The 26051-nt window shown below is 41.9% G+C and carries 34 protein-coding genes, 2 tRNA genes and 2 pseudogenes; 30 read left to right on the top strand and 8 right to left on the bottom strand.

What is annotated here, in order from left to right; genetic code table 11:
• Position 1: 1 nt before the first annotated feature.
• Both BS614_RS24130 and BS614_RS24125 read left to right on the top strand, forming a co-directional pair.
• A complete protein-coding gene (locus BS614_RS24130; protein WP_074095818.1) occupies positions 2–1717 on the top strand; it encodes an ABC transporter ATP-binding protein in 1716 nt (571 codons plus the stop codon).
• Positions 1718–1949: 232 nt separating this feature from the next.
• Positions 1950–2279: a hypothetical protein gene (locus BS614_RS24125; RefSeq protein ID WP_074095817.1), complete on the top strand. Its 330-nt coding sequence runs from the start codon at positions 1950–1952 to the stop codon at positions 2277–2279.
• A 208-nt stretch (positions 2280–2487) separates the two neighbouring features.
• On the opposite strand, the gene BS614_RS24120 is transcribed toward BS614_RS24125, so the two are convergent.
• Positions 2488–3402: a carboxypeptidase-like regulatory domain-containing protein gene (locus BS614_RS24120; RefSeq protein WP_074095816.1), complete on the bottom strand. Its 915-nt coding sequence runs from the start codon at positions 3400–3402 to the stop codon at positions 2488–2490.
• 196 nt (positions 3403–3598) lie between these two features.
• Between BS614_RS24120 and BS614_RS24115 the strand changes: the two genes are divergently transcribed.
• The 6 genes from BS614_RS24115 to BS614_RS24090 all read left to right on the top strand — a co-directional run bounded on the left by BS614_RS24115 (position 3599) and on the right by BS614_RS24090 (position 6911).
• Positions 3599–4168, top strand: a complete 570-nt coding sequence (locus BS614_RS24115) for a DUF3221 domain-containing protein (protein ID WP_074095815.1) — start codon at positions 3599–3601, stop codon at positions 4166–4168.
• A 44-nt stretch (positions 4169–4212) separates the two neighbouring features.
• On the top strand, positions 4213–4623 hold the full coding sequence (locus BS614_RS24110; protein WP_074095814.1) for a DUF5071 domain-containing protein: 411 nt from the start codon (positions 4213–4215) through the stop codon (positions 4621–4623).
• 42 nt (positions 4624–4665) lie between these two features.
• Entirely contained in the window at positions 4666–4935 is a 270-nt protein-coding gene (locus tag BS614_RS24105) for a hypothetical protein (protein ID WP_074095813.1), read from the top strand.
• Between the two features lie 91 nt (positions 4936–5026).
• Positions 5027–6112 carry a DUF3626 domain-containing protein gene (locus BS614_RS24100; protein ID WP_074095812.1) on the top strand — a complete coding sequence of 362 codons (1086 nt, stop codon included), beginning with the start codon at positions 5027–5029 and terminating at the stop codon, positions 6110–6112.
• Between the two features lie 185 nt (positions 6113–6297).
• Positions 6298–6477, top strand: coding sequence for a ribbon-helix-helix domain-containing protein (locus tag BS614_RS24095; RefSeq protein WP_047843716.1), 180 nt, complete (start codon positions 6298–6300; stop codon positions 6475–6477).
• Between the two features lie 140 nt (positions 6478–6617).
• Positions 6618–6911, top strand: a complete 294-nt coding sequence (locus BS614_RS24090) for a DUF6809 family protein (protein ID WP_074095811.1) — start codon at positions 6618–6620, stop codon at positions 6909–6911.
• 222 nt (positions 6912–7133) lie between these two features.
• Here BS614_RS24090 and BS614_RS24085 read toward each other — a convergent pair whose 3' ends face one another.
• On the bottom strand, positions 7134–8036 hold the full coding sequence (locus tag BS614_RS24085; protein ID WP_036614750.1) for a manganese catalase family protein: 903 nt from the start codon (positions 8034–8036) through the stop codon (positions 7134–7136).
• 266 nt (positions 8037–8302) lie between these two features.
• On the opposite strand from BS614_RS24085, the gene BS614_RS31625 reads away from it, so the two are divergent.
• The 4 genes from BS614_RS31625 to BS614_RS24065 all read left to right on the top strand — a co-directional run bounded on the left by BS614_RS31625 (position 8303) and on the right by BS614_RS24065 (position 9670).
• A complete protein-coding gene (locus BS614_RS31625) occupies positions 8303–8611 on the top strand; it encodes a hypothetical protein (RefSeq protein ID WP_157116190.1) in 309 nt (102 codons plus the stop codon).
• Between the two features lie 56 nt (positions 8612–8667).
• Entirely contained in the window at positions 8668–8988 is a 321-nt protein-coding gene (locus BS614_RS24075) for a DUF3889 domain-containing protein (RefSeq protein WP_036614744.1), read from the top strand.
• A 195-nt stretch (positions 8989–9183) separates the two neighbouring features.
• The gene (locus BS614_RS24070; protein WP_074095809.1) at positions 9184–9405 is read left to right on the top strand and encodes a hypothetical protein; all 222 of its coding nucleotides are present in this window, start codon (positions 9184–9186) and stop codon (positions 9403–9405) included.
• A complete protein-coding gene (locus BS614_RS24065) occupies positions 9389–9670 on the top strand; it encodes a hypothetical protein (protein ID WP_074095808.1) in 282 nt (93 codons plus the stop codon). Before BS614_RS24070 ends, BS614_RS24065 begins: the two co-directional genes overlap by 17 nt.
• 75 nt (positions 9671–9745) lie before the next feature.
• Here the strand turns inward: BS614_RS24065 and BS614_RS24060 are convergent, their stop codons facing one another.
• From BS614_RS24060 to BS614_RS24050, 3 genes are all read right to left on the bottom strand, one after another.
• Positions 9746–9982, bottom strand: a complete 237-nt coding sequence (locus BS614_RS24060; RefSeq protein ID WP_017687389.1) for a DUF3892 domain-containing protein — start codon at positions 9980–9982, stop codon at positions 9746–9748.
• 112 nt (positions 9983–10094) lie between these two features.
• Positions 10095–10538: a GNAT family N-acetyltransferase gene (locus tag BS614_RS24055; protein WP_036614958.1), complete on the bottom strand. Its 444-nt coding sequence runs from the start codon at positions 10536–10538 to the stop codon at positions 10095–10097.
• A 238-nt stretch (positions 10539–10776) separates the two neighbouring features.
• Positions 10777–11034 (bottom strand): hypothetical protein, encoded by a 258-nt coding sequence (locus tag BS614_RS24050; protein WP_074095807.1) that lies wholly within the window; start codon positions 11032–11034, stop codon positions 10777–10779.
• A 144-nt stretch (positions 11035–11178) separates the two neighbouring features.
• Here BS614_RS24050 and BS614_RS24045 point away from each other — a divergent pair.
• The 10 genes and pseudogenes from BS614_RS24045 to BS614_RS24000 all read left to right on the top strand — a co-directional run bounded on the left by BS614_RS24045 (position 11179) and on the right by BS614_RS24000 (position 15393).
• A tRNA-Val gene (locus BS614_RS24045) sits at positions 11179–11251 on the top strand.
• 179 nt (positions 11252–11430) lie between these two features.
• Positions 11431–11908: pseudogene (gene tnpA, locus BS614_RS24040) on the top strand (IS200/IS605 family transposase).
• Positions 11909–12136: 228 nt separating this feature from the next.
• Complete coding sequence (locus BS614_RS24035) at positions 12137–12331, top strand: hypothetical protein (protein WP_244898360.1); 195 nt, start codon at positions 12137–12139, stop codon at positions 12329–12331.
• Positions 12332–12389: 58 nt separating this feature from the next.
• Positions 12390–12740 carry a hypothetical protein gene (locus BS614_RS24030; RefSeq protein WP_074095805.1) on the top strand — a complete coding sequence of 117 codons (351 nt, stop codon included), beginning with the start codon at positions 12390–12392 and terminating at the stop codon, positions 12738–12740.
• 1 nt (position 12741) lies between these two features.
• Entirely contained in the window at positions 12742–13038 is a 297-nt protein-coding gene (locus BS614_RS24025) for a phage holin family protein (RefSeq protein WP_074095804.1), read from the top strand.
• A 328-nt stretch (positions 13039–13366) separates the two neighbouring features.
• A complete protein-coding gene (locus BS614_RS32245; RefSeq protein ID WP_244898189.1) occupies positions 13367–13531 on the top strand; it encodes a M15 family metallopeptidase in 165 nt (54 codons plus the stop codon).
• A complete protein-coding gene (locus BS614_RS32240) occupies positions 13528–13680 on the top strand; it encodes a hypothetical protein (RefSeq protein ID WP_244898188.1) in 153 nt (50 codons plus the stop codon). The genes BS614_RS32245 and BS614_RS32240 overlap by 4 nt, the downstream gene beginning before the upstream one ends.
• Positions 13681–14083: 403 nt before the next feature.
• A complete protein-coding gene (locus BS614_RS24010; RefSeq protein ID WP_074095803.1) occupies positions 14084–14419 on the top strand; it encodes a hypothetical protein in 336 nt (111 codons plus the stop codon).
• 1 nt (position 14420) lies between these two features.
• A complete protein-coding gene (locus BS614_RS24005) occupies positions 14421–15020 on the top strand; it encodes a hypothetical protein (RefSeq protein WP_074095802.1) in 600 nt (199 codons plus the stop codon).
• On the top strand, positions 15004–15393 hold the full coding sequence (locus BS614_RS24000) for a hypothetical protein (protein ID WP_074095801.1): 390 nt from the start codon (positions 15004–15006) through the stop codon (positions 15391–15393). The genes BS614_RS24005 and BS614_RS24000 overlap by 17 nt, the downstream gene beginning before the upstream one ends.
• 261 nt (positions 15394–15654) lie before the next feature.
• Here the strand turns inward: BS614_RS24000 and BS614_RS23990 are convergent, their stop codons facing one another.
• Positions 15655–16434 (bottom strand): hypothetical protein, encoded by a 780-nt coding sequence (locus BS614_RS23990; protein ID WP_074095799.1) that lies wholly within the window; start codon positions 16432–16434, stop codon positions 15655–15657.
• 151 nt (positions 16435–16585) lie between these two features.
• A complete protein-coding gene (locus BS614_RS23985) occupies positions 16586–17257 on the bottom strand; it encodes an SOS response-associated peptidase (RefSeq protein WP_074095798.1) in 672 nt (223 codons plus the stop codon).
• A 209-nt stretch (positions 17258–17466) separates the two neighbouring features.
• Between BS614_RS23985 and BS614_RS31300 the strand changes: the two genes are divergently transcribed.
• On the top strand, positions 17467–18495 hold the full coding sequence (locus BS614_RS31300; RefSeq protein ID WP_244898187.1) for a fibronectin type III domain-containing protein: 1029 nt from the start codon (positions 17467–17469) through the stop codon (positions 18493–18495).
• 54 nt (positions 18496–18549) lie between these two features.
• Here BS614_RS31300 and BS614_RS23975 read toward each other — a convergent pair.
• Positions 18550–19195: pseudogene (locus tag BS614_RS23975) on the bottom strand (ATP-dependent DNA ligase).
• A gap of 183 nt (positions 19196–19378) precedes the next feature.
• Between BS614_RS23975 and BS614_RS23970 the strand changes: the two are divergent.
• From BS614_RS23970 to BS614_RS23945, 7 genes are all read left to right on the top strand, one after another.
• On the top strand, positions 19379–19666 hold the full coding sequence (locus BS614_RS23970) for a hypothetical protein (RefSeq protein ID WP_074095797.1): 288 nt from the start codon (positions 19379–19381) through the stop codon (positions 19664–19666).
• A gap of 836 nt (positions 19667–20502) precedes the next feature.
• Positions 20503–20574, top strand: a tRNA-OTHER gene (locus BS614_RS31620).
• A 240-nt stretch (positions 20575–20814) separates the two neighbouring features.
• The gene (locus tag BS614_RS23965) at positions 20815–23028 is read left to right on the top strand and encodes a M1 family metallopeptidase (protein ID WP_074095796.1); all 2214 of its coding nucleotides are present in this window, start codon (positions 20815–20817) and stop codon (positions 23026–23028) included.
• 182 nt (positions 23029–23210) lie between these two features.
• Positions 23211–23483 (top strand): hypothetical protein, encoded by a 273-nt coding sequence (locus BS614_RS23960; RefSeq protein ID WP_074095795.1) that lies wholly within the window; start codon positions 23211–23213, stop codon positions 23481–23483.
• Complete coding sequence (locus tag BS614_RS23955) at positions 23470–24468, top strand: glycoside hydrolase family protein (RefSeq protein WP_074095794.1); 999 nt, start codon at positions 23470–23472, stop codon at positions 24466–24468. The genes BS614_RS23960 and BS614_RS23955 overlap by 14 nt, the downstream gene beginning before the upstream one ends.
• Before the next feature lie 2 nt (positions 24469–24470).
• A complete protein-coding gene (locus BS614_RS23950) occupies positions 24471–25157 on the top strand; it encodes a hypothetical protein (protein ID WP_074095793.1) in 687 nt (228 codons plus the stop codon).
• Positions 25158–25504: 347 nt separating this feature from the next.
• The gene (locus tag BS614_RS23945; RefSeq protein ID WP_017687397.1) at positions 25505–25924 is read left to right on the top strand and encodes an organic hydroperoxide resistance protein; all 420 of its coding nucleotides are present in this window, start codon (positions 25505–25507) and stop codon (positions 25922–25924) included.
• Positions 25925–26051: the final 127 nt, after the last annotated feature.

The following is a 26051-nucleotide window of genomic DNA, read 5'->3' as shown; positions in this document are numbered from 1 at the left end:
CATGCTTCGCCGTTTCTTTGCCTATTATAGGCCTTACAAAAAGCTCTTTATTCTTGACTTCAGTTGTGCGATTTTAGTCGCCCTGCTGGAGCTGGCTTTTCCACTGGCAGTCAACCGGGTAGTCGATGATCTGCTGCCAGGCGGCCGCTGGGACTGGATTCTATGGGCGTGTCTGGCATTGCTCGGCATCTACTTATTGAATTCATTTCTCAACTTCGTGGTTACCTATTGGGGACACAAGCTCGGTATTAACATCGAGACGGATATGCGTAAAAGTCTGTTTAATCATGTGCAGAAGTTATCGTTCCGTTTCTTCGATAATACAAAAACAGGACACCTCGTGTCCCGCATGACTAACGATCTGATGGATATCGGTGAGATTGCCCATCATGGTCCAGAGGATGTATTTATCGCGGTCATGACGCTAATTGGTGCATTCAGCATCATGATGAGTATTAACGGGAATCTGGCGGTGTTAACCTTTATCATCGTACCGCTGATTATCTATCTGTCGCTCTACTTTGGTAGCAAAATGTCCAAGGCATTCAGCCGAATGTTCGGAGATATTGCGGACTTCAACGCTCGCGTAGAGAACAATATTACAGGTATCCGTGTTGTTCAGGCTTTTGCCAATGAAGAGCATGAAAAAGCACAATTCGCTGTGAACAACGGTCGTTTCCGTCAGACCAAGTTAATTGCATACAAAATCATGGCCTGGAACTCCTCTGTCAGTTATATGCTGATGAAGCTGGTATCCCTCTTTGTCCTGGTATGCGGAACATGGTTTGTCATTCAAGGCAGTATGACCTACGGTCAGTTCATTGCATTTATTATGTTGTCCAATGTGTTCCTGACACCAATTCAGAAGATCAACTCGGTTATTGAGACGTATCCGAAAGGGATTGCAGGCTTCAAACGTTATACGGAGTTGCTTGATATGGAACCGGATGTGGAAGATCGTCCAGGGGCCGTATCGGTATCCCATTTGCGTGGAGATATCCGTTATGAGCAAGTGACCTTTGGTTATTCGGATCAGGAGCCTGTGCTCAAAGGTATTGATCTAAACGTGCGTGCAGGTGAAACCGTAGCGCTTGTCGGTCCATCGGGGGCAGGTAAAACAACGCTATGCAGTCTGCTGCCGCGGTTCTATGATGTGCTGGAAGGTCGCATCACGATCGATGGGCAGGAGATACAGGACATGACGCTGGATTCCTTGCGCAGCCAGATCGGTATTGTACAACAGGATGTATTCCTCTTCGATGGAACCATTCGCGAGAATATTGCCTACGGTAAGCTGGATGCATCCGAAGAAGAAATCTGGATGGCTGCCAGACGTGCACAGATGGAACCTTTGATTCAATCCATGCCGGAAGGATTGGATACGTTAATTGGTGAACGCGGTGTGAAGTTGTCCGGTGGACAGAAACAGCGTTTGTCTATTGCCCGTATGTTCCTGAAAAACCCACCAATTCTGATCCTGGACGAAGCCACATCCGCGCTGGATACAGAAACGGAAGCGGCGATTCAGCAATCCCTTGCTGAGCTGTCTGAAGGCCGGACTACGCTGGTTATTGCTCACCGATTGGCTACGATCAAAAATGCAGACCGCATTATTGTCGTTGCTGAACAAGGCATTACGGAGCAGGGACGTCATGAAGAATTACTCGCAGCAGGTGGGGTGTACAGCCGCCTTCACTATGCGCAGTTTGGTGCGTAACCTATTCGATGTGGATTTAACATTGTAAATATGAGAAGTAACGCCATCATTCTTGACTTGGAAGGAGTCAGGACGGTGGCGTTTTTTTCTTTTTCATGATCAAGTGTGGGTCAGGGGTAATGTGCTCTTATCTGCCTGTGATCATGGATGTGGAAACGGGTAATATAGTAAAGAGAACGCTTAACGTGTAAGATATGTTCATCATCTTGCAAGGTGTAAGGAGGTACACGATATGCAGTTGAACGATATGCTGAAAATTCTTATAACCTGTCTATTATTTATTCTGATTTGGTGGCTTCTGACTCAAGGGATTCGCAAACTTTCCAGTACTCGTGCGGGGTCCGGTTTCCAACGCTGGGGTGGATGGTCCATTGGACTTTTCGTTGTTGGCGCCGTGCCACTCGGTTTTTCGCTATACACAGAGATCTTTGATAAGGGCCTGGATGCTAACATCGGGTTGGGGCTTGCCATGTTTTTTGTATGGGCTTATTGTGTGATCTTGTTGTGTGCGGCGTTGGTGGTATGGGGAAGGTACGTGTACAAAAGGGATATAAAGAAGTGAATGGTTTAACAACCTGTTTACGATGGTCACATCTGCATGCTTGGACATAAGGAAAGGCTCATGACCGAATTCGTATAGAGAATTCATCATGAGTCTTTGGGTTAGTTTATGATTATACATACTGGAAATTCAGTTTTACAAATACGATAGATGACCATGGAAGACTACTCAGAGGTTATGCTAAGGTTATTGTAAAAGAACCCAAGATTCATGGATTCTTTTTAAGAACAAAATTAACTGTGTTATGATCTCCTGGGACTAAATCTACTAATGTTATGTGTCTTGGATACCCTGTAAAGTCTGCGGCTAGTGCGACTGAACCTGCCATAGTGCGTCTGAGAATGAAGTATCCCTGAGCATCAGTCGTTGTTCTTGTAGGATTACCACTTATTCTGACCCCAGGCATGGGTACCCCGTTTTCATCAACCACCTGTCCCCTTACATGTGCAGCCTCTTCTAACACTACGTCGATTTGGATCGTTTCACCTGCTCGAATGTATATACGATCTTCCACGTAGGGAACATAGTTGTCACTATCAACCCACATTGCAATGTTTGCACTATAATCGTAATCAATACCCGTTACTGTATATCTGCCATTTTCATCTGTTTCGACCAGGTATGGGACACTTGTAACTTGAATTTTAGCGCCAGCGATGGGCTGGCCGGTCTGGTCTTTTACCGTACCCATAATTGTGGCAGGCTCATACAACCAGATGTCATGCTTCACCTCATCACCAGGTCTTAGCGTGAAGGTATCGTGTTTATTATAAGAAATGTAGGTGATGAAACCATCCGCACTGACGTACAAATACATATCTGTGGAATCTCGTACAACAGCCTCAATATGGTAATTTCCGTTCTCATCTGCTACTGTACTATATTTCGTTATTTCTCCTAGATGATTGAGTTCATATTCAACTTTGGCGTGGGGTATCACATTTCCTCCTCTATCCGTAACTTTTCCATAAACAACAGCCGGTAGGGTGATATCATTCTCGTAAGTGGAAGGTGATGCCGCTGAACCAGCAGCATGAGATGCTTCAGCATATGTAATGTAAAGTAAGATAGTAAAAATACATAGCATGAATGATTGAATTACCGCTTTTGGACTTTGGATCATACATGATTCCCCCTCATTAATTATATTATCTAATATAAATGATACGTTTTGTATCAAAAGAAAACAAGAGGACTTTTGGGTGTATTTGTAAATCTAACACTCAAAGTTGGCTCCATTGTTATGCAACAATAACCTGATCTAAGACGTCAGCATTAAGAAGTATAATGTGAATTTTGTTAGAGGGGGGAACCAGGAGGTGACTAATCTTCGTATCGTTTGTACAATACTCTCGATCTGGATACTAGGTCTTACGGGATGTGCTGGATCAAACGAGTGCAACTCAGCACAAACTATTGCAAATTCACCGACAGAAAAGGGCTTCACTGGTTATGTGGTTGAACGCAAAGACAATTCCATTCTTGTGGTTGATCCTGCATATGAAGATTTCAGTGCGAACGGAGGAGGAAATCGGTATTATCCGGCAAAATGGTTCTCCAATGCGCCTGATCCGCAGATCGGCTCCTATGTTGAAGTCTGGACGGATGGAGGCCCGGAAAATCAACCCTATCCTGGGGAGGCCAGAGCAGAAACGATAGCGGTATCTTGTCCAAATACTCCAGACGGTGCCCATCTAAGTGAGGCGGACGCAATTCGGGGTGGACTATATTCACCAGATGGAGAAAGAGTACGTGTTCCTGTGATTGAAGATGTACACTTTTATCAGGATGCAGGAATGTGGACGATTCGCATGAGAGATGCGATGTCAACGACGAAGAATCAAGATGAGATTGAGATCAGAGTAGAGGATGTAGAGCCAGTAGAATAACAGAGGGAGTATATGATTTTGCACATAGAGATGAGGAAGTCTAAATGGATATTAGGGCGTGTCTTCCCCGCGACAAACATGACTTTGAAGCGGTTAACAAGTTAAATGAATTTAGAAATGAAGAGTTGAAAGTTATCATCCCAGAGCTTATGGAGTGGTTGCAAGACGGGAATTGGCCTATCTCTAAGCCGGTAGAGGATATACTATTGAGACTAGGCGAGGACTTAGTTCCTCATATTAAGGATGTATTGCAAACCCAAGATTCTTCTTGGGAATATTTTATTTTGGTTGGATTAATTGATCGATTGCCTGTATCTCATCTAAGTATGTTACGGTCGGATTTGGTAAGAATACTGGAGTCTCCTACACATGATGAGATACTAGAGGAGTTGGATGAGGTTATCTTGGAGCTTTTGGAAAAGATGAAGGTTGGATACATAGAGACTTGGAATTAGCATTCTAAGAAAGACTGAAATATTGAAGATGGAGTGATAAAAATGCTAAAATACCAACTTCTTTTCCCTACCTTTTTGAGTTCGGAAATATATTGTTTGCACATTGTTCAACTATTAATTGAATTATTTGATATTTCAGAGAAGGAAGCTTTTCTCAGGATTAATTCTTTTTGGGAAGGCAATGATTTTTTATCAGAAGAAGACCTGATTTTTCATGAGTCCCCTGAGTTTTGGGCAAAAACAATTTATTATGAGGAATCCAATTGGTGGAATTTCCCTGAGAATGAACTAATCCCCAGAAAAATAGATTGAAGATCCAAAACTATAACTAGGCTATAATCTATATGATAAACAAGGAAAACGCCATTATGATTCTATAAAAAGGGAAAGGACTCCTCTGCCCATGAAACTATCAAGGTCTCAGCAATTAGCTCAAGAGCATGTAACCAATTATGCAAGAAGCCGCAAAAATGAGGCGGAGCAAACCATTAGAGAAATCCTTCGTATGTCCAACATCGAGCTGAAGACATTTGAAAAAGCTATCAATAAACTAAAATCTCATGCAAGTATTGCGCTACACTTTCACCCAGATCGATTAGATCCGACCATGAAAAGCGTGGCTGAAGCACTACTTGAGCAGGGAGTTTATAAAAGTCAGTTTGAGACTTTTTTATCAAATGGAAGTGTCTCCGCATTTTCAGGCGGTGAACGTGACGTTTGGGAGAATAAAATGTTTGGCGGAGCGTACCAAATAAATGGCTCAACCAATAGTGAACGGCCCAAGTATGGGGCACTCAATGTTATGTTACATCCCGATGGACCTGCTCCGCGTTTTGGATCATGTTACTTCCTTTTATCCACTGAGGTCTCTCAACGTTGCACGTATACATATTTGGATTCTCACCAAGACCCCGAGGAAAAGGGAACGTATGAGGAATTTGACCTCATTTTGGCTGCTCTTATGAGGGATGTATTCTATAGTGATTTTGCCATTGGTGAAAGAAATCTAACGGTTCAAAAGTTAATCGATCATATGCTCGTCAATCTTGAGAAACCATTCCAAAATCCATCAAGCCAAGAGCCGAACCGAAATCTGGATTATTATATCGAAGCTCAGGTTCATGGTGATATTTCCCTTGAAAAAGATGTAGAGTTGCTTGTTGCCGACCCATCATTTAAAGGCACACATACAGGAAGAATCTTAGAGCAGATATGTTTAAAGTATTCCATTGATCTCCATTGGCACATGGGCTTTACACTATTGGTTGATGACGTTCCAATGGATTTTCGAGGTACTTCGATGCCTTCACTAGCCAAAAGAATTGCAAAAAGTGATTTGATTGATGCAGATATCATTGGTTCCGCAGCTATGGACTTGAAACGAAACCCAAGCCATTGGAGCGATAGAGGAACCTACAGAGAAGTTCTACAAGAGTTAAAATTACTCTGGCATGTCTTAGTGAGATATGGAAAGCCAATGGAAGAGTGAAATAGTACTCTAACGACCTTGAGCGCCTAACCTTTCAAGGTTGTTTTATTATTGAAACTGATTACTGACTATAGATTTATCTATGAATCTGCTGTCACAAAAACGAACGTATGTTTTATAATTAAATTGACTTTTTGTCCTGACAATAATATATTATTGTCAGGACAAAAAAAGAGGTGAAGCAAATGTCCGCCAAAAAGATGGGGCGGCCTAAATCTGACAAACCCAAAAGCAGAACGATTGATATACGTGTCGACGAGGAAATTATGAACAAGCTCGATATTTCGGCTGAGAAACTGAATACGAATCGATCAGACATCGTTCGCAAAGGGATTGAGAAGATTTACGACGAGCTCCAAAAATAAAAAAGGAAGCAGCTTGAGTCCCACGAAGAACATGCTGCTTCCTATCCCGCAATCACTTAAATGAGCGACTGCATAAATATCCTACCATGTGTAGATCGTTCATTCAAGTGAGGTGCGAATTGATATACAGGAGGATGCACATGAATTCGATATTAGAAGCATTATATAATGGACGACTTCGACCGGATGAGATGATGATGCCGACACATCCTGAATACCAAGCGTTAGGGCGGCAGATTGCAGCTCTGACAGAGCAATGGAAGAATCGATTGAGCGAGGAAGAATTCCGTGAGCTTGAACAGTTATTTGACTTGTGTGGCAGATGTGAGGGCATGCATACGGAAGCAGCGTTTGCACAAGGTTTTCGTCTGGGTGCCAACATGCTAATTGAAGTCATGAGTCAGCGTGAGGAATCGGTGTTGGAGTTTAACTAAGTTTAACGATGTCAGCAGAGATCCGGTTTACTTTTACAGCTAAATTCTCAGGAAATGACGTGCATACAACATACTTATTTTTCACCATAAAATGGTATCATAAATTTATTATAACAAAGCCCTCAAATCCTCTCTGCATTCAGCAGCAGGGTTCGAGGGCTTTACTTAAACATACAGTTAACAATATATATAGGGAAAGAACCTGTTAAACAAAATTGTTCCTTAATCTGCAATATTCCCAGCCATTTTCAGACGACGTGCAATTTCCTTGAAGTCTTCTTGCGATATACCTGGTGCAAACTCCTCCTCGACCGCAGGAGCTTCCGGAATCGGGAATCCTTCAGGTATCCCTTGAATGACTTCCAGAGGTTGTCCATCTTCGGGGTGAGTTCCTTTCCAGATCTGGCCGATTGTGTTGAAATCTTTATCACTATAGGTATACAGCTTGGTGTGTACGCCTTTTTCTTCATATTTACGAGCCTCGTTGAAGGCTTTGTTGTTCAGTGAAGGAATAGGAACCAGCTTGGTGACATTTACGCCAGTTGCAATCTCAAGTGCTTTTGCATATGCCACGACATGCACACCGCCACGTACCAGCAGGAAACCAACCACTTCCCGGGCTGCCGGGTGATCCGTCATCTCATATACTTTCATCTTATGGGTACGAGCGCCACATTCTAGGAAGAAGTTATGCAGCAGATCCTCGACCAGATTGCCGCTGTTGAAGACGTTTGCTCCCGTCCATGGATTACCCATAGAGTCAAAAGGCATTGCGCCTTGTGCACCTGCCAGGTAGTGATACGACAGACGAGCATCTTTCACGGAACCTAGCGGTGTGTCGTCGGGTTCTTTGTACTCGGTTGAACCTCTGAGGCATTTGTTAATACCATGAGACACGAGTTCAACATGACCCAATTCTTCGGCCGTAATGCTCATGACGAGGTCATAGAAGGGCTTCAGCTTTTCTTTGGATCGAAAATTAAACGATTGATAGAGGTAGTTGTTCAACGTTGACATTTCTCCGAATTTGCCGCCGAGTAATTCTTGTATAGCTGCCGCAGCATTCGGATCTGGCTTCTCGACATTGGGAATCTCAATCAGGATTTCATCCAAGCGTTTGAACATTCGGGTGTAACCTCCTCTTATTGGTATTGCAGATCGTGTAGAGTTTCAGATCGTGAAGTCACTCTGTCATGGCCTATTACACGTCTATTGGGTTTTTTAAACAAAAAAACAACCAAATGGGACTTAAGCATCGCATAACGCATGCTTCAACTCTTCTTCCATTTGTTATTTCCAATACGGTCAAATTTATGTATAATCAAACATTCAAACGAGTCTTCACGTACAAGAGAAGAGAGTCAGTAATCCATAAAGGAGTAAGAGATGAGATGAACAAGCGTTGGATACAAATAGTTGGGATTGTGATGTTTCTAATGATTCTGATGTACATAAGCAGCGAGCCTGCCACAGCATATGTCGTTACGAACGAGGTTCAGGTGGATGAAGAAACGCGGGAGTTACTTGAAAAGAAATACGGGTTGGATCGTCCTGAGGAGCCGAAGACACAACAACACGTTTTCTCGGGTGACTGGGGAATGAGTTTCCGGACGGAGCCTACTGATTCGTTTGACCGGCTTGTTCATGTGGTTCCTTTTTCCCTACGGCCACTGGCCTGGATCTTTCGTTTATTCGTGTAAAATGAAACCCGGACGGGCAATATAACAGAAACATATTGTCCCAAGGAGTGAGTGAAATGAGAATGCTCATCGTTACCGTCATGTCGGTAGTCCTGAGTTTAGCCGGAATTACATCAGGCACAGGCGCCGCCATCCCTGATTATGCGAAGTGGGGAATTATTGCGGTCAAAGAAACACAGACCAAGTATAATGTGGATATTTTGGACTATAAGCATATCGGTCGTACCTCTCTAACAGCGGATCAATCACGGGAACAGTTCAAGCTATGGGTTCGTGCGAAAGACGGCAAACAATTCGCAGTCTATGTGAATGTTGATTTTAATCCATCTACACAGCAATTGAAAAAAGTGCAATTTTCGGAATCGGATCGACATTGATCCGTTAATGAACGTAGTGATTACAATACAAGGTGTTCATATTAGCTACACTATGGGATGAACCAGACTGCCTTAATCTTAAGGTGAAAGTCTGGTTTTTTATTTTATAAAAATCCTTTTTTTACTATTGAATAAAGAACTTATGTTCGCATATAATAAGGGATACAAACAAACGTTCTTGTCGGAGGGATGACTATGCTAGGGAAATATATTGGCGAGATGGTGGAGCTTGTCTACATGGATCGTGCAGGGCAGATTACGCAGCGACAGATTCGAATTAACAGTGTACGTGGCGGGATGATTAGAGCATCAGCGGGAAAAGAAGGCTCGCCCCGAACATTTCTGGAGCAAGGTATTCTGGCATGGCGTCCTGTTACCGATCTGAATGGGGAGGTAAAGTATGCTGAACGACTTTGAACGCAAGATTTTGCGTATTATGGTGAACTATGCAGGACAACGGCGCAGGCTGCCGCGTATGGATGAACTGGAGAACAAGACGGGACGAAGCAGAGCTTACATTCATGAGTCATTGCTGGAGCTTGAACGCACCGGGCACATCGCGTGGGAGAACCGGTCTACTATGGAAGGGATACAGATTTTGCAGGCATGGGAACAGGCACAACAACCGATTCACAAAAGCCAGCCTTCCGGGGACTCCGCAAAATATTTTACGGACTACTAATCATAATAAGAAAACGCCAACCCGGATATCCGGATCGGCGCTTACTATGTCACACATACAACGTGTGCATCTATTTTAGAAATGGGGAAGTTGGTCCAGGTTGTTGGTTGGGTCACCATCGGCATCGCCGCGAATGTACATTTCGCCATCCTTGCCTTTAAATACATTCACACCAGCAATAGCGCCAGCTTTTACTTCTGCAAGTGCCTGCTGATAATCCAGTACACGTCCTGCTGAAGTCTGAAAGGCTGTCAGGTCACCGTCACCATTTTTCTGTACGGCTGTGAAACTCTCGCGTGTTGTTTGATCCATGATGTCACACTCTCCTTATATGACGAGATAGGAATCTGCTTACCTGATTAGCCTATCCGATTTCCTCGGAAGTATGCATCATATGCTGATAAGACCTGCCAACGCCGAGGGTTTACAAGCTCTTTCTCATACGAACATGCAGAATATCTGCATCATAAAAAGGTTCTTCCGAAATCACTTCATAACCCAGTTTTTCATAGAATTTCTGTGCCTGACATTGAGCATCCAGTACAGAATAGGATAAACCGAGTTCACGTGCCAGCTCCTCCATCGCGAGCAGAAGCACACGTCCATAACCAAATGAACGATGAGATTCAAGCACTGCGATCCGCTGCATTTTGGCCGTATCCTTGCTGTAATAGATCAGACGTCCTGTGGCTACAGCTTGGCCATCCGTACTTAACAATACATGATGCACATCCGGACTGATGACATCATATTGATCAATCTCAATCTCGGCAGGCACCTGTTGCTCGATCACAAAAACGTGATGGCGAATTCCCAGGGCTTGCTCCAGTTGTTCTTCTGTCGATACATAACTAATCTCAGCTGCCAATTCCATTCCTTCTTTCTGCTCTTGCGCGACATATCAGACTGAATTATACAAAAAAATGTTTTTCCTGTATAGTGAAGTCTGGAACATATTGGGAGAGGAGGGGGTAGTGATGGGCATGACAGGCATCATGGTAATTACATTGCTAATGTCGGCGGGAATGATTACTCTGTTGTATTTCGTTACGAAGAAAGCATACTCACGCAAGTGGGATGAAGACGAGTAATTCACCTGTTAACCTTCACGGCAAGACTTCACTGCTTCCTCGCGGAGAATACACATCTTGAATTACAGATTTGGAGTATACGTCCAGCCAAACGGGCAGAGATTCATCATTTTCATTGGGCTGTTGTAATTGTTGGAATTGTACCGTATGTTCATCCTTCTCCAAGCCGCAACCCGTAACGGTAGTAATGAGAATCATAAGCCCAGCAAAGAGAAAGAAGCATTTGGTAAATGTATATTTATTGGATTTTGACCGTTTTGTTATGTTTCTCATAGGGAATTCACCTCGTTGTAGAAATGGTAATCTTTCCTTTATTGTGCACCATTTCGGGTGATTTATAACCAAATAAATCATTGACAATGAACACGGTTACTTGATATGATACTGTTACTTGATTGGGAAACAATTATATATCATGATCTGTTAGCTCAGCTGGGAGAGCACTATCTTGACAGGGTAGGGGTCAGTGGTTCGAGCCCACTACAGATCATAGCCAAAAGTCCTTGTATATCAAGGGCTTTTTTTATTATGGCTTTAGCCAGTTGAGTGCGTGAAACGCGCGAAACAAAAAACCACCCGCTATGCGGGTGGAGGGATCGAGGGTTTGACCACCAAGACCATTCCGATAAAATTGAGATGTTCAGGCTCAAAAGAAAAGAATGGTTTAGGATGGCAAACAAGAGCTACAGTCTAGCTCACACAAAGTGGATGTGCAAATACCACATTGTATTTACCCCGAAGTATAGACGGAAAGAAATCTATAATCAAGTGAGAAAAGATTTAATCGATCGAAATTTTCAAACGTCTATGTAAGTACAAGGGAGTAGAAATTATAGAAGGTCACATGATGCCCGATCATGTTCACATGTTGGTAGCGATTCCACCGAAAATGGCAGTCTCCACGTCCATGGGATATCTAAAGGGAAAAAGTTCACTAATGATATTCGAGAAGCATGCCCAGCTCAAGTATAAATACGGCAATCGAAAGTTTTGGGCAGAAGGGTACTATGTGAGTACAGTGGGTCTAAATGAAGCAACAGTAAGAAAGTATATTCGTGAGCAAGAAGCACATGATCAGGCGGTAGATAAGCTGAGTGTAAAAGAATACGAAGATCCATTCAGCAGTAATCGAAGCAAAAAGAAGTAAAACCATTTTAACAGCCCTGCTGTCAGGGTAGCGTCTTTAGGCGCAGTTTGGCAACAGGGGGTTATACCCCAAGAGGAAACCACCCGTTGGACGGGTGGTCCTGATTTTGAACTTGTAAATCCGTAGCCACTCCGTAACAAAGATAAAAGATAATAAATCCATGAAGCCCTATTCCTTAATTGGAAGGGGCTTATTTTCGTATAGAGAGGAGGAAAGGTCTTGGCAAAGATGACACATACACTCCAAGTTGAAATGGATTTGAATAAACCGGTTGAAGAATTGACACAGGTGATTACTGCTGTTCTTAGCTCGCATCCACTTAATCAAATAGAGATTCTGGCAGCTTTAGATTTGAAGATCGGGAATGCACTGGCAGCACTTGAGATTCAAAAACAAAAAGAGAAAGCGGAAGTTACTGAATAGGGCAGGAAATTTTTCCTGAACAGAGAGACGGGGAAGACGATGGAAGCCATGCCAGGAGGTGAACACGATTGTTGATTTAAAGGTCCAATTAGCTCGGATTGAGGAAGCGTTGAAACCTTTGGCTGCTCTGGCTCCGGGAGTAGCTGAGGTCAAAGAGATTTCCAAAGAAGCACTACAGACAGCGCAGCAGATGGCCCTTCGTATTGTTGAGATTGAATCTGATCTTAAGAAGACAACCGATGTTGCTTATGATGCCAGACGCAATGCAGCAGATGCATTGTCGAGATTGGATAAGCATGACGAAGATCAAAAATGGCTGAAACGTACCGTGTACGGAGCGGCATTAACTGGCATGACAGGACTCATTGTAGCGGCTGTATGGGCCGGAATTAAGTTAGGGGGAATGTAGTGTGGAATGGGAAATTATTAATGGCTTGATTGATGCAAGGTTGGTTATTGTGCTGGCTGCCTGCTGGATTATCGGTATCGTGCTGAAGCAGACGCCGCGGGTACCGGACTGGACGATTATTTTTATAGTTACTGCGGTAGCCATCGTGTTTGTGCTGTTGATGTTGGGCCTTTCGGTGGAAAGCGTGGTTCAAGGCATCTTAGTTGGTGCTGTGGCGGTCTATGGTAATCAATCATCAAACAAGCTAAAAAGGGAGCTGATCAGCAATGACGCTCACATTGGATTATGTAGTGAGTAAATCTGCTTCCAGACTGACAGGTTTATTGCCTATCGTGCGTACAGCTGCGGAGCGGCTTATACAGCGCTCTTTTGCTATTGGCATCCCAATTCATCACGCAGGGTTTGCGGACCATAGCGTAGCAAGACGCTTTGTATGCACAGGGTCGTAGCAAGCCAGGGAAGGTTGTAACTAACGCACGCGGTGGATACAGTTATCACAATTTTGGTGTGGCCGTGGATTATGTGTTGCTCATGCCTGACGGTAAATCAGTAAGCTGGGACACAGTGCGGGACGGCAACGGAGACAAACGGTCTGATTGGCTCCAGGTCGCTGAGATCGGCAAGGGGTGGGCTTCACATGGGGTGGAGATTGGGCGAGCTTCCCTGACTATCCTCATTTGCAAATGGACTTTGGTTTATCAACAGCGCAATACCGTTCTGGGCAGCATCCAACACAGGCGGAAATTAATGCTGTTATGGCAAAATTACAAAACAAGGAGGACAACCAATGACATCAGAAGAAAAGAAACAAATGGATGAACTGAAGGCAACTGTTGAATCTCAGGCCAAGTGGATCGCGGCTCAGAAGGTTAAGGAGAACATGGAATGTCCTAAATGGGCAGAATCAGCTTATGAGTTTTACAAGCCTTTACATCGCTGACAGCAATGGCAGTTACGACTTCTGGCGGCAATTGCTTTTCAACTACCGCAAAGAAGTTGGAATTAAAGTACAATCACAATAATAAAAGTGAGATGTAATTTGCTGTGCGAAGATGCACAAAGCGCGGGTGAAGTTGGACAAGATACCGAAGCAACAAGCTAAGTCAGTTGTAATGAAAGAGGTAGTTAATGAAATGGTTAAAGCGGAGTTTGTTTGATAAGGTAGTACAAAGATAAAAAAACAAGCCTGTTTTCAAGGGCTTGTACATAATTTACTTATTTTGGCGTTTATGATATGATATAAAAGATAGAATTCTTAGGTACTAAGACGTATGTCTTAAGTCCTGGGCACAATGGAGTATCTATAATTGTGCTTACATATATGGAAAGAGTGGTGTTAAGCGATGACTGAATTTTCGCTCAACTTCAAGTATAAGTTCACCGAAGATTATAATCCTGTTTACATTAACGGAGCGCAAGGTGGACTTTCTCCAAACGGAGAGTTTGTTATTAACTTTTACATGGAACGGCATCCGCTTCCCTATTCCGAAACAAGGGATCTGAATGATGATGGGACATTAAGCGCTAATGTTAGATTCGAACCAGAGGAACATAACCTGAATATTATGAGGTTTATACAAACTGGAATTGTAATGAATAAGGAGACTGCTGCTTCCATACACTCTTGGTTGGGTAATATGCTGGAGTCGCTTGAACAATCAAATAGAGAGGGTGGTTAAAATGACTTCCACTTCCACTATTCCTCAAAAAATGATTACTTTCAGGAACTTGGAAAACGTCAGTGCTTTCCAAAAGATGACGCAGTACAAGGAAATAGTTCAGTCTGCATCAAGAAGTTATTCAGAAAAAATTATTATGTATAATAGAAACAAGGCAACTTATAGTCACTTACTTTCATATTTTGAAAAGCGAGAAAAAGTAGTTGAAAGTTCCAGCACAACTACTGAGAAAGATGCTTTTCACCTTAAAGAGGAGAAGCAAAGAACTAGAAACCTTGTGACTATTCAAGAAATAAAGAAATTAGATGATAATTGGAATGATAATGGCGCTGAAAAATTTGAGGAAGAGCTAATTAGTACTGTTATTTCAATTGTTACATTTTTGGATTTCCAGCCATATATTTTTCCTACAGCAAGAAAGAGTATTCAACTCGAATATGAAAAATCTAATGGAGATTATCTTGAGATGGAAATTTACAAAGATAAGATCGGTATCTATATGGAGCTGGAAAATGGAGATGAAACTGACAGAGAAATTCCCCTAACTAAGTACTGGAAATTAAATGAGATTTTAGCTGAATTTAATGGATCCGGAAATTAAGCGGGAAGAAATACTATATCGAGCATTAAAGCCTATACCAGCATGGTGGAAAGACGACTTACCGTCATCTGCTATTTTTAAAGATTCGAACGGCGTTTCTGTGGATAGAGATGGGGGAAGATCTACAGGCAATATCACGCTTAATTTTGAATCAAGGATGGGAAAAGAGAATCTTAGAGCTATTGCAATAATTAAGGTCGAAGATTGTCTAGATAATGATACGGTAGTATTACACAAACCAGTGGAGGACAATGAACACCACGCAGAGATACACAGTTCACACGACAAAGTAGAGCTCACTAGAGGTCAAGCAAGAAAATTATTTAAATGTTGTGACTTCATCTACTTTGACCGCAATAATAATGAATTATAATTTTCTTTAAAACGGGCCGCTGACTCTTGAGTTCAATTGTTAGCGGCCTTTTTAGGAGATAATATGAATCACACATACAAAGTACTAACTACAAATATGGAATTCCTCGCAGCAGCTTTAACCCGAGTATGTGTTTCCGTCTGGCAGCTCCAAGAGGATCGTGAACGACTCATTGATTATGGGTGGAAGATATTTCCGACAGCATTACGAATTCAGAGCACAAAAATAGAGCAGGAGGGATAACCTCACTGCTCTTTCTTTTTATTTGGTCGTATATTCACTTACTTCAAACGTTAAAATCTTATCGAATATCACGTAATCTGTACGCTTGCTAAATGGCCCTTTGTTGTTGCTGTATTTGTTTATTGCAAATTTAGATGGGCCTGTTCCAGTATCTCGAACATCATACCAACTCAAAAATGTATTTACATCACTCATTGGAAGGTCGTATTCTTTTTCTAAACCAGTTGTCATTGATACTGTTAAGATAGCGCGGTCTCCCGCTGGTTGAGGTTCTGGATTAGGAGTAGATATGGTGGGATCTAGAAGTTCTCCATCAATGTCGATGGCATCAAAAATGAAATCAGCTTGTGGATTTAAGTTTATTAATTCTACATTATGCACTGAGTCTGCTAGATCCACTTTTTCAAAAATTAAAGATTGGTCTGTAGAAGCTGAATTATTGATACTATATGTATCGATGATTTCATTATCAATTTTCACTTGAACCTTATCTGTTCTGCTTATATGAGTCTGTGCAATGACTCTTAACTTTGTGCCTTGAAAATTAAATCTAACTGAATCGTTGTCACTTGATTTTGTAATATATTTTACTCCGCCACCATACCATGCGGCACTGCCGCTATTGCTAGTTTCCCATTCACCAGTATAAATAAACTTAGTGTTGTCATCGTCGAATCTGTTCCATCCAGCTTCTGGAGACTTTAAAGACTGTCCAAGATTAGCAGCGAACACACTTGTCCCAAAACTTAAAACTAAAATGAATGATAATAAGATCGGTAAAACTATTTTTTTCTCCATGTTTATTCTCCTTCAGAATGTATTTGCATAAATGATAATACTTTTTCAAAAGAACCATGTCTAAACAATTATGTCTATATATTCAAGTAGTTGTTAGATATAATAAAAAAAGCTTTAACGACCTCTCTAAGTCGATAAAGCTGATAACTTTCTATCCTATCTCTTTTAGCAGTCCTTCACTGTTATTCCGCACATTGCCGACTTCCTTCGGCACCTCGTACGCTCGCATTTCTGAACCTTGATATGGCTTAAGCAGACCAAGTAGTGACTGAACATCATCCTTATCTCTTCCAAGCCACTCAGTCTCATCCTCAGATCGCAAGATAACCGGCATACGATTATGGATATCCTCCATAAGACTATTTGGTTCCGTTGTAATAATGGTGCACGTACTCAATTTGTTTCCATCCGGATCTGTCCAGGTATCGTACAGGCCAGCAAGCGAGAATAAACGGTCATCCTTCATCAGAATGCGCATTGGTTGCTTTTGAGTTCCTTCCTTACGCCACTCATAAATCCCGTTCGTGGGGATGATACAGCGTTTGGAGCTGATTAGACTCTTGAAGGAAGTCTTCTCGGTTAACGTTTCAGCACGAGCATTAATCATCTTGTTACCGATTTTGTCATCCTTGGCCCATGAAGGAACGAGTCCCCAACGGAGCGCACCCAACCGATTTCCGTCCTTGCTTCCTATAATTGTAGGAATGTACTGCATGGGTGCTGCGTTGTAATTAGGTTTGTAGTCAAAGCCATCAGCTATAGATGCATAGTACCTGTCCATTATAGCCTCTATGGGATCAGTGATTGTGAATCTTCCGCACATGATAATGCCTCCTTTGAGACTCTGTACTATGTAATTTTACTCAAATATTTAAGAATAGAAACGGGTAATTTGTGGAGATGCGCATCCAATATAAAATAAAAATGCAATAAATTAGATGATTTTTATAGATCAGCAAGTTTATGTTTAGACATCAATGAAGGACGGTTGTATCTTTGTATCAGTTCAATGAATGATATGGAGGAGTATTTATGATAAAGTCTTTTGTTAGTAAATTAGGTTTCTTGTTGGGTGCAATGTTGATTTTAACCGGATTAGTTTTTCAATTAAATGCATCAGCAGAGGATGCTAGTTCCATAGGGCTGTTAGATGGTAAGCCTGTTAAAACAGGTTCGAGCAATATAAATTTATTTGGTTCAACAACGGCCATTACTGACAACAATATTGAAACCTATTTTGCTTTACCTACCGAAAGAAGTGACTTGAAAGTTGCAGATACACTTGTCTACACATTTGAAACACCAGTAAATATTAATAGCTATAAATTTCATATATTAAATTATGATGGCGGCCCTGTTTCTATTTATTTTATGGATAAGAACGGTGCTGGTCTTCTAGGGAGCATCCCGAATAAATCAATTCCTGGTGACGGAGGGATATATGAGCTTTCTAATGCACTAAAAGATGTAAAACAAATAACCATTACTCAGAAGGGTACAAAAACATATAATGTAGCAGAATTGAATTTTTACAACGAAGCATCTATTCAGTTAGAGGCTACAGGTGGTAATTCCCAAACATCATTGACATGGAGCCCAATTCAAGAAGCGACTGGCTACATTGTAAGATATGGGATTGAGTCTGGTGAATACACTGAAACTGTAACGGCTACAAAAGATGATTACGGAAATTTTATTATCCCTGGTTTGAAAAACGGGACTACATATTATTTTATAGTAAATGCTGTTGTCGAAGGTGTTGAATCCGAATACTCCAATGAAGCCTCTGCAACTCCTCAAGGACCAATTGTAGAGCCAGAAGAGCCATCAGGTAATCGTGCGATCCTAGTCGTTACAATGACAACTGGATTGGAAAAAGAATTTGATCTGAGTATGCAAGAAGTTAACAGTTTTATCGATTGGTATGAAGCAAAACAAGTTGGAAGCGGGAAAGCATCTTATGCAATTGACAAACATGATAATAACAAAGGACCGTTCAAGAGCCGTAAAGACTACATCCTATTCGATCGAGTCCTAACGTTTGAAGTGGGCGAATACTAAGCTATCAATAAAAAAGGCTCCGCATTGAGTTGCGGAGTCTTTTTTTGCATTATCTCAGACAATAAATTGATCAAACACGGGTATATGCAGCACGCCTGAATTTTGTCCAGCTGCGCATTTTGACCCTGGCTTGTATACGTGGTTCCAGGTAAACGTGATTCTTGTCCTCTCCGGTCACGAGCTGCTGGCACACTCCGCGGAAAGCTTGCTTATGTTTTGGACTCTGACCATGCTCGATGATCCCTACCGGGCGCATCCTACCAGTAGAATCCGGAACAGCAGCAAGCCATCCAAACTCAGATTTTTTGTACCCCGTAATGTAAACATCAGCATAGGAACAGTTAATAACCTTCATCCAGTCCTTGGACCGCCTGCTGACGTACTGGCTGTCTTTGCGTTTGCCAACTATACCCTCCATACCCATGGTCTCTATCTGAGTGTATAACTCTTCTCCAGCTCCTTCTATATGGGGCACGATGCCAAAGGAGGGAGAGGGTAAGGCAATGCTGTGTAGAATAGATTTACGCTCCAGGATGGATAGTTTGCGCAAGTCCTGACCTTTGTACTGCAGAATATCAAATATCGCAAACGTGGCCGGAAGCTTCCGAGTGAGTTGTCCATCAACTTTCGGCTCAAAAATAAAATCCGAATGGGAGAAGGGGACTGGCGCTGTTTCAAGTAACATCGGAGAAATAAACATAAAAAAAACTCAACCCAATTATAGCGCTTTGCTACAAAGCATTGAGGCGGTAAGTTCTGGTTTTATTTTTAACACTACAAAATGCGTATAAAATCCTAATTATGTAATAAATGTTTCACATATACATGTAAAAATGTGGTATTATTGTTTCTGTAATACATAAAAATTTTGGGAGATGATTCTATGAATCTAAAGAAAATTTTAACTGCTACTTGTGTATCTCTTTCGATCCTAGCTATTTCTGTACCGGTTATGGCAAAGCCAGATACTGATGTAACGATTATGAACAAGCAAAAATCAGTCACTGTTACTAGGGATTATCCTTCAAACGCACAGATTCCAGGAACGATTTTTTATACTGATGGAGAAAATTACTATGGAACCCTCACAAGAACAAATATAGTGCAAGTTTCTCCATCTCATGTAAGAGCATACTTCTCAGGAATCGTTACTCAAGATTCAGGAATATAAAATTAATACCCCACTGGCTTGAATTAGTCAGCGGGGTATTTACTATGAAACGGTATTCGCGTGATATCATAAACAAGCTATGCAAGTGCTTGGGAGTGACACTAGGAGAACTAATCAAGAATAAATTACAGAAAATGGTGTAAACTATTATTACTCTCCCATGAGTGATAATATAAATGTACCAGGTCCAAATGACTGGGTATTTTTTTTTTTTTGTTGATAAAAGAACGTATGTTCACATGTAATGTTGAAGAGGTGATTTACATGTTAACGGATTATCAAAGAAAGGTCATATGATACCATCCGTTTGGACCAACCAGTACGTTCGGCAAATTGGGCTTGAGTCATTTCGCGGTGGTCAAGCCAGAATTGAAGTAAGCATCTCCCTCGGATTACTTCCACCAATAGGACTCCTTCATTGAAAATTCATAAGTTAGTATATCATGAACTGCGATACTTATTAAACTAGCACTAATGACATCTTTAGCTCGTCTCAGGGGTTTATTGGGTTACATTTAGATTAGTTTGTTAAACAAATGAAAGAGAGCAAAGGAAGTGCACATGCGATTACACCAAATTGATATTAATCATACAATAACACAAAAAGAAGCAGAAGCCCTTGCGCATATTTTAATTTCTGCACAAGGAATCAAAACTCCGGTTATAGTAAAAGTTGTCTCGACGTCTTTAGAATACACGGTTTTTCTTGAATAATCTCAGGGGGACGGTTTGGGGGCGAATTGGGGTCAGACTGTAATACATGTTGTAGATTTAAGGGTGAATCAGAGAGGGCCTAAAGGGATGAGCACCCTTTAGGCCGTTGATTTATCAGTGAGAGGGCGATTTAGTTTGGAGACCCCATAACCTTGACAGGGTAAGGGTCGTGGGTTCGATCCCCACTCGTCCTATATGTAAAATTAAAGGCAACTTCTTTTGAGAATTATATCTCAAGAGGAGTTGTTTTTTTTATATAACAATATGGCTACCTCCAATAATATGTGTAGGTGGTTTTTGTTGATAATAAATTTAATGGCACAGCTTCTCTTCCTCTTTTTAAACAAAACTTAAATGAAACATAAATTCAGCGTAAGGTTCGTCTTCTATACTTGGTTCTGAGGTCAATATAGAACAGGAGAAGGAGAGAACATATGAATTATTCAAGTCCATTTACATCAAAGTTAGCCAGAGTAGGGATCGCGGGTACACTGGCTTTAATACTGGCAACAAGCCCACTTGCCAACATGGGGGTTGTTGCCGCGGAAGCAGGCCCAGCACCTGTATCTACGAAGATATATAACACACCGAAAGACTCTTTAGAGCAGACCCCGATTCAATACCATATTCAGGCTCGGCTGAATGAGAAGGACATGACTCTCCGGGGTAACGAAAAGATTACGTACCGTAACACAAGCAAGGATACTCTGAAGCAATTAGTCCTCCATACGTATGCTGATGCGAACCTGTCGAAGTCTACACAGGCGACGATGTTTCAACAAGCTAATGAAAATATCAGCAAAAATAATCCGGATAAAAAACCGGAAGATTTTCTTGGTGGAATGGATATTCAGGGAGTGACGACAGCAGGGGGGCAATCTCTCGATTTCAAAAACGAAAACCAAGCGTTGACCGTACAATTGAATGAACCTGTACAACCAGGCAAATCCGTCTCATTTGAAGTGAGTTTTCAACTGAACATTCCATATGGATCGCAGCGCATATCGTATTACCAGGATATTATTAATGGAGCACACTGGTTCCCTGTGATGTCTGTGTATGACGAGGGCAAGCATCAGTGGGATACAGCACCCTATAGTCAAACATTCGAAAGTGACTATTATACCTCAGCAGATTATGAAGTTGATTTAAACGTTCCTGATGATTATCAGGTAGCAATGCCTGGTGTTATCACAACACGAGAGGATACCGAACATGGACGTAAAATTGTATCCGCTCTGACTGGGAATACAAGGGAGTTTGTTTTCTTTGCCAGCCCGAAATTTCAAGTAGAAAGCGTTACCCGTAACGGCCTCACGGTTGAGTACTATTATTTTGACAACCAGCCTGGAAAAAAAGAGGTCGTTGAGCAATATATCGATCAGGCTTTCAAAGCTATTGATTTTTTCAGTGACAAGTATGGGAAGTATCCTTATCCAGAGTTTCGGATTGTTGAGACGTATGTGCAAGGTGTAGCCGTGGAGTACGCAAGGCTTATACAAATGGGACAGATTAAAAGCGGTGCTGTTCCAGAAGAAGACACAACATTTGTTCATGAAATAGCGCATCAGTGGTTCCATGCATTGATCGGTAATAATTCGGAAACAGAATCCTTCCTGGATGAAGGCTTTGCTGATTTCTCCATGGTGTATTTTGCCGAGAAACAGGGAGACAAGCTTAATGGCTTTAGATCCTTACAATTTGATGATTCATCCGTAGAGGTGGCGATTGCGTCGACGAATGATGAAGTAGAGGACTTGGCTAGTCTGGTCTTCTATCAAAAAGGACGACAAGCGATATACCAACTTTACCGCTCCGTCGGTGAAGAGAAGTTTGATCAATTTATGAAAGAATATTTCAATCGATACGTGTACCAGAATGCGACGATTGATGGACTTCTTCATACCATCGAAGATGTGCTCGGAAAAGAACAGCGCATGGAAATGGAGACAGCACTATATAAACCTAATTTTGTGTTGAAGCCTGAATACCAGCTTTCGATGGAGGAGCGAAGCGCCTATTTGCATGACGTTTTTCAATTACAGTATCAGACAGTCATGAAACTGATTCCGGATTTACCTTTTGAAGTCATGAACCGCATGATGGATAAAGTTCTTCAGGGTGAGCGTTTAACCATTGTGCTCAGTGATCGGGTAAGCAAGATAGCAGACAAGCAGCAGGAAGCAATCGTGAGTCAGCTGACCTCGTTTTTGGATATGAGTGGTGTGAAGTATGACGTGGTTAGGGATCGTCGTGAACTGAAGCAAAAATTGAAAAAGGACATGGCTACCAGCAACCTGATTGTGATTGGCAATGCGAAGTCAAACGGAGTGGTGCAGGCTTTGAAATCCAGCATCATGGACCGGGCGAATCAGATTGGTTTTGACTGGAAGCAGACTATGAAGCAACCGCTGGCTGCAGGCGCATACATTACCAAACATCCTTATAATCAGAATCGGTTGATGCTTCACTATTTCTGGAATGAAGATCATCTAAGTGAGGCAAGATTTGAACCATTTATGATGAAAATACAAAAAACTATCGGATTCACTAATGATTTTTACCAGTACTATGTATTGGATAACCAAGGCAAGGAGAAATCCAATAAAAAAGTTGCGAATCCCATATCTTCACTTTTTGCGGAGTAATAAGGAGTTGGTTTTGCAGTTTCTTCGTTTAAACAGGTTAGCCAATTCGTATTGGTTAGCCTGTTTATGTTTTATATGAAAACCAGACTTAGAATAATAGGCTGCAAGATGGGCATAATGCTTTAACACAAAGGCAACTTCATGAATATACTTATCGGGAGAAAACAATAGGAGGGATTAATATGAAGGATCAACATTATCCGGGCGTACCAATGAAAGGGACAGTTGCTGATTACAACTGTAAAGGAAATAAAGGAATGAACAAAATGAAAGCGTATTCATATAATGCTAGAATTTGTCCTAACATTTGTATTACTCAGGAGCCGACTGCGAATGAGGGTAATGTTGTTGATTTTTCAATCCTATTAAAGGACACTTCGGATGTTCTATATTCGCGACCGGTAAATGGTAATACCCTGCTCACGAAGGAGTTGAGTTACCATGTCTATGACTGAAAATATTGCTCAGGCAGCACTCGACGCAGCGATGAAGGCAAACAGGGCCGTTGCGCCTTATGATTATTGCGATGCAGAATCCAGACGGATGTACACGCCTCAATTTGATAAAAAAATGGACAATCCTATGTATACCGCTGCAATGGCGGGCCTTCAATCGATCTATTGGTTTCGGGCGATTAAGGTGAAGGGGCTTATCCCTGATGCAAAAGCAGATTATTATGCTACGTATTCTACCAACCATAATCACATCGGAGGAATTGGACTAGCCTACTCGAATAGCCCGACAGGACCATGGACCAAACACGGACAGGTGTATCTCGATACTGTGGTTGGGAATTCGACGGAAACGCCATTTGTGATCTGGAACGATGAAGAACAATTGTTCTTTATGTATTATCAACAAAACGGACTGGGGATCAATCAATCAACGGCACTTGCGACCTCTGTAGACATGATTAACTGGACAAGAGTAGGTTTGATTTTGGACAAACCTCCCGGGTTCCCAGGTGATGGTCATACCGGTTACTTCTCGTGCTTCAGAAATGGCGGCAAATGGATCGGTTTTTCGGTGATGGGCGGTGGTGACTTTGGTCGTAAATGTATCTGGCATTCTCATGACGGACGTAGCTGGTTAGCTGATCCAAGACCATTAATGGGTGGTAATGATGCCACTTTAAGTGCGGGAGAAAACATTTCGAGACCCAATGCTGGTGTATTTATGTACAAAGGGAGCATGTGGTGGCTGGGTATGTTATCGGCTTATGCTTCCGGTGGAGTTACGACTGTAGCTCGGCCTGCCATTGCCAAGATCAGCGCAGACTTTCGTCAACTGTTGGACAAACCTACAGATATATATTTTCCGGCATTGAATTGGGAAACGACCAACATGCAATCCTTGATGGTGTCCGTTATGGACGGCGTAGTGTACGTGTATTACAATACCGATCATAATATCGGTGTAGCCTATTCAGTGGGGGTGTAGAGATGGTTATACGTGATGCAGCGGGTCAGATCGTGCCCTTTGGAAAGGTCCACAAACAGCTTGTGGCCGATTTTCTTTACGGAACGTTACCGGATTGGGTGGAGGTGGTGGGCACCCCTACGTTTGAGCCTTTGCCCGACAGAGGGACCATAACCGTTACAACACCGACAACGGCAGGAGCCACGGCAGAGTTGAAAATGAAACATCTGATTGACAGCTCGAAAGTAACCGCAATTGCAATCACTTTGGAAGCGCTACAATTAAACGGGAACATTGGAATCTCAGTTCAAGTTGGCATTAAATCGAAGGATAGCAAGGCCGGAATCACCTTTTTTCAAAACGTAAATCAGAAGTATGGTATGGTCCGTGCCTATAAAGCAGATGGAACGTACACGGATTTTAATCAAAACATGGTGTTCTTCACCACACATGGCGTAGCAGGAGATGAAGCACAGAACCGTAAGAATCTCTCTGTGCTGCTCTGTACAGGGTTACAGTTCTCAGCTGGGTTCGAGAGACCGTCCGTATGGCTTGGTGCGGATGATCAATATGGCGGTGTTGCTGCTGACCTTAGCGGTGGGTTGTTCCAACATGGAGAACTGCAATGTCTTTTGAAACTGACTACAAGCAAGGCAGAGGCCAAGTATTTCAAATGTGCACAGATGAAAGTGGATATCTGGAGTAATTAATTAAACTGGGAAGACGTTTGAAGATGAACAAGTTGCATGATTTTAATTGGAATGACTACGAGAATAAATAGATTATCTGCATGGATCGGTAAAAAGACATACGTGCAGTGATTTGGTACCTAAATACGGACACTTTGAAAATGAAGTGCAGTGTTTGGGTACCTTCTTTAGGTTTGGGCTTGTCCGGGGTTAGAAATGAATTATTCTCCATACGTGTTTTAAAGTATATTTTTTTATATTAACTATTTACATACACAATTTAATTGTGTACAATGTAATTGTTGGTGATACAAATGAGATAAAATTTTAGTCAAAATAAATCTAATTAACTAAAGGAGTTTTCACAAATGAAAACATTATATGAAACAACAGTAATTAATACAGGCGGACGTCAAGGCATCGTACAGTCCCCTGATAACGTGTTTATGTTGGATGTTGCTGCACCACCAGAACTCGGAGGACAAGTGACGACAGCTACCAATCCGGAGCAGTTGTTTGCAGCAGGGTATAGTGCTTGTTTTAACTCCGCACTGGAGTTTCAATTGAAGAAACACAAAGTTGAGATTGAAAGAAGTACCGTAGCTGCAACCGTAATGTTGGTGACGGACTCTGAGGATAACGGCGTGAAGCTTCAAGTCGATTTGGAAGTTAAAATCCTTGGTCTGGATGAAGAAACAGCACAGAAATTTGTGAAACTTGCCCATGACTACTGCCCATATTCCAAAGGAATCAAAGGGAACGTGAATGTTAACGTGGAACTCGCGTAATCACTGATACTATTTGTTGATAAGAAGCCTCCGAGAAATCGGAGGTTTTTTGGTGTTTTATGCATAAAAATCAATTTCACACTCAATTGTGGGTTATAATGGTAGTAAGTTTACACAAAACTGCTGA

The sequence above is a fragment of the Paenibacillus xylanexedens genome, assembly GCF_001908275.1.
In the GTDB taxonomy this organism is placed as follows: domain Bacteria; phylum Bacillota; class Bacilli; order Paenibacillales; family Paenibacillaceae; genus Paenibacillus; species Paenibacillus xylanexedens_A.
This window is presented reverse-complemented; position numbering and strand designations above follow the sequence as displayed.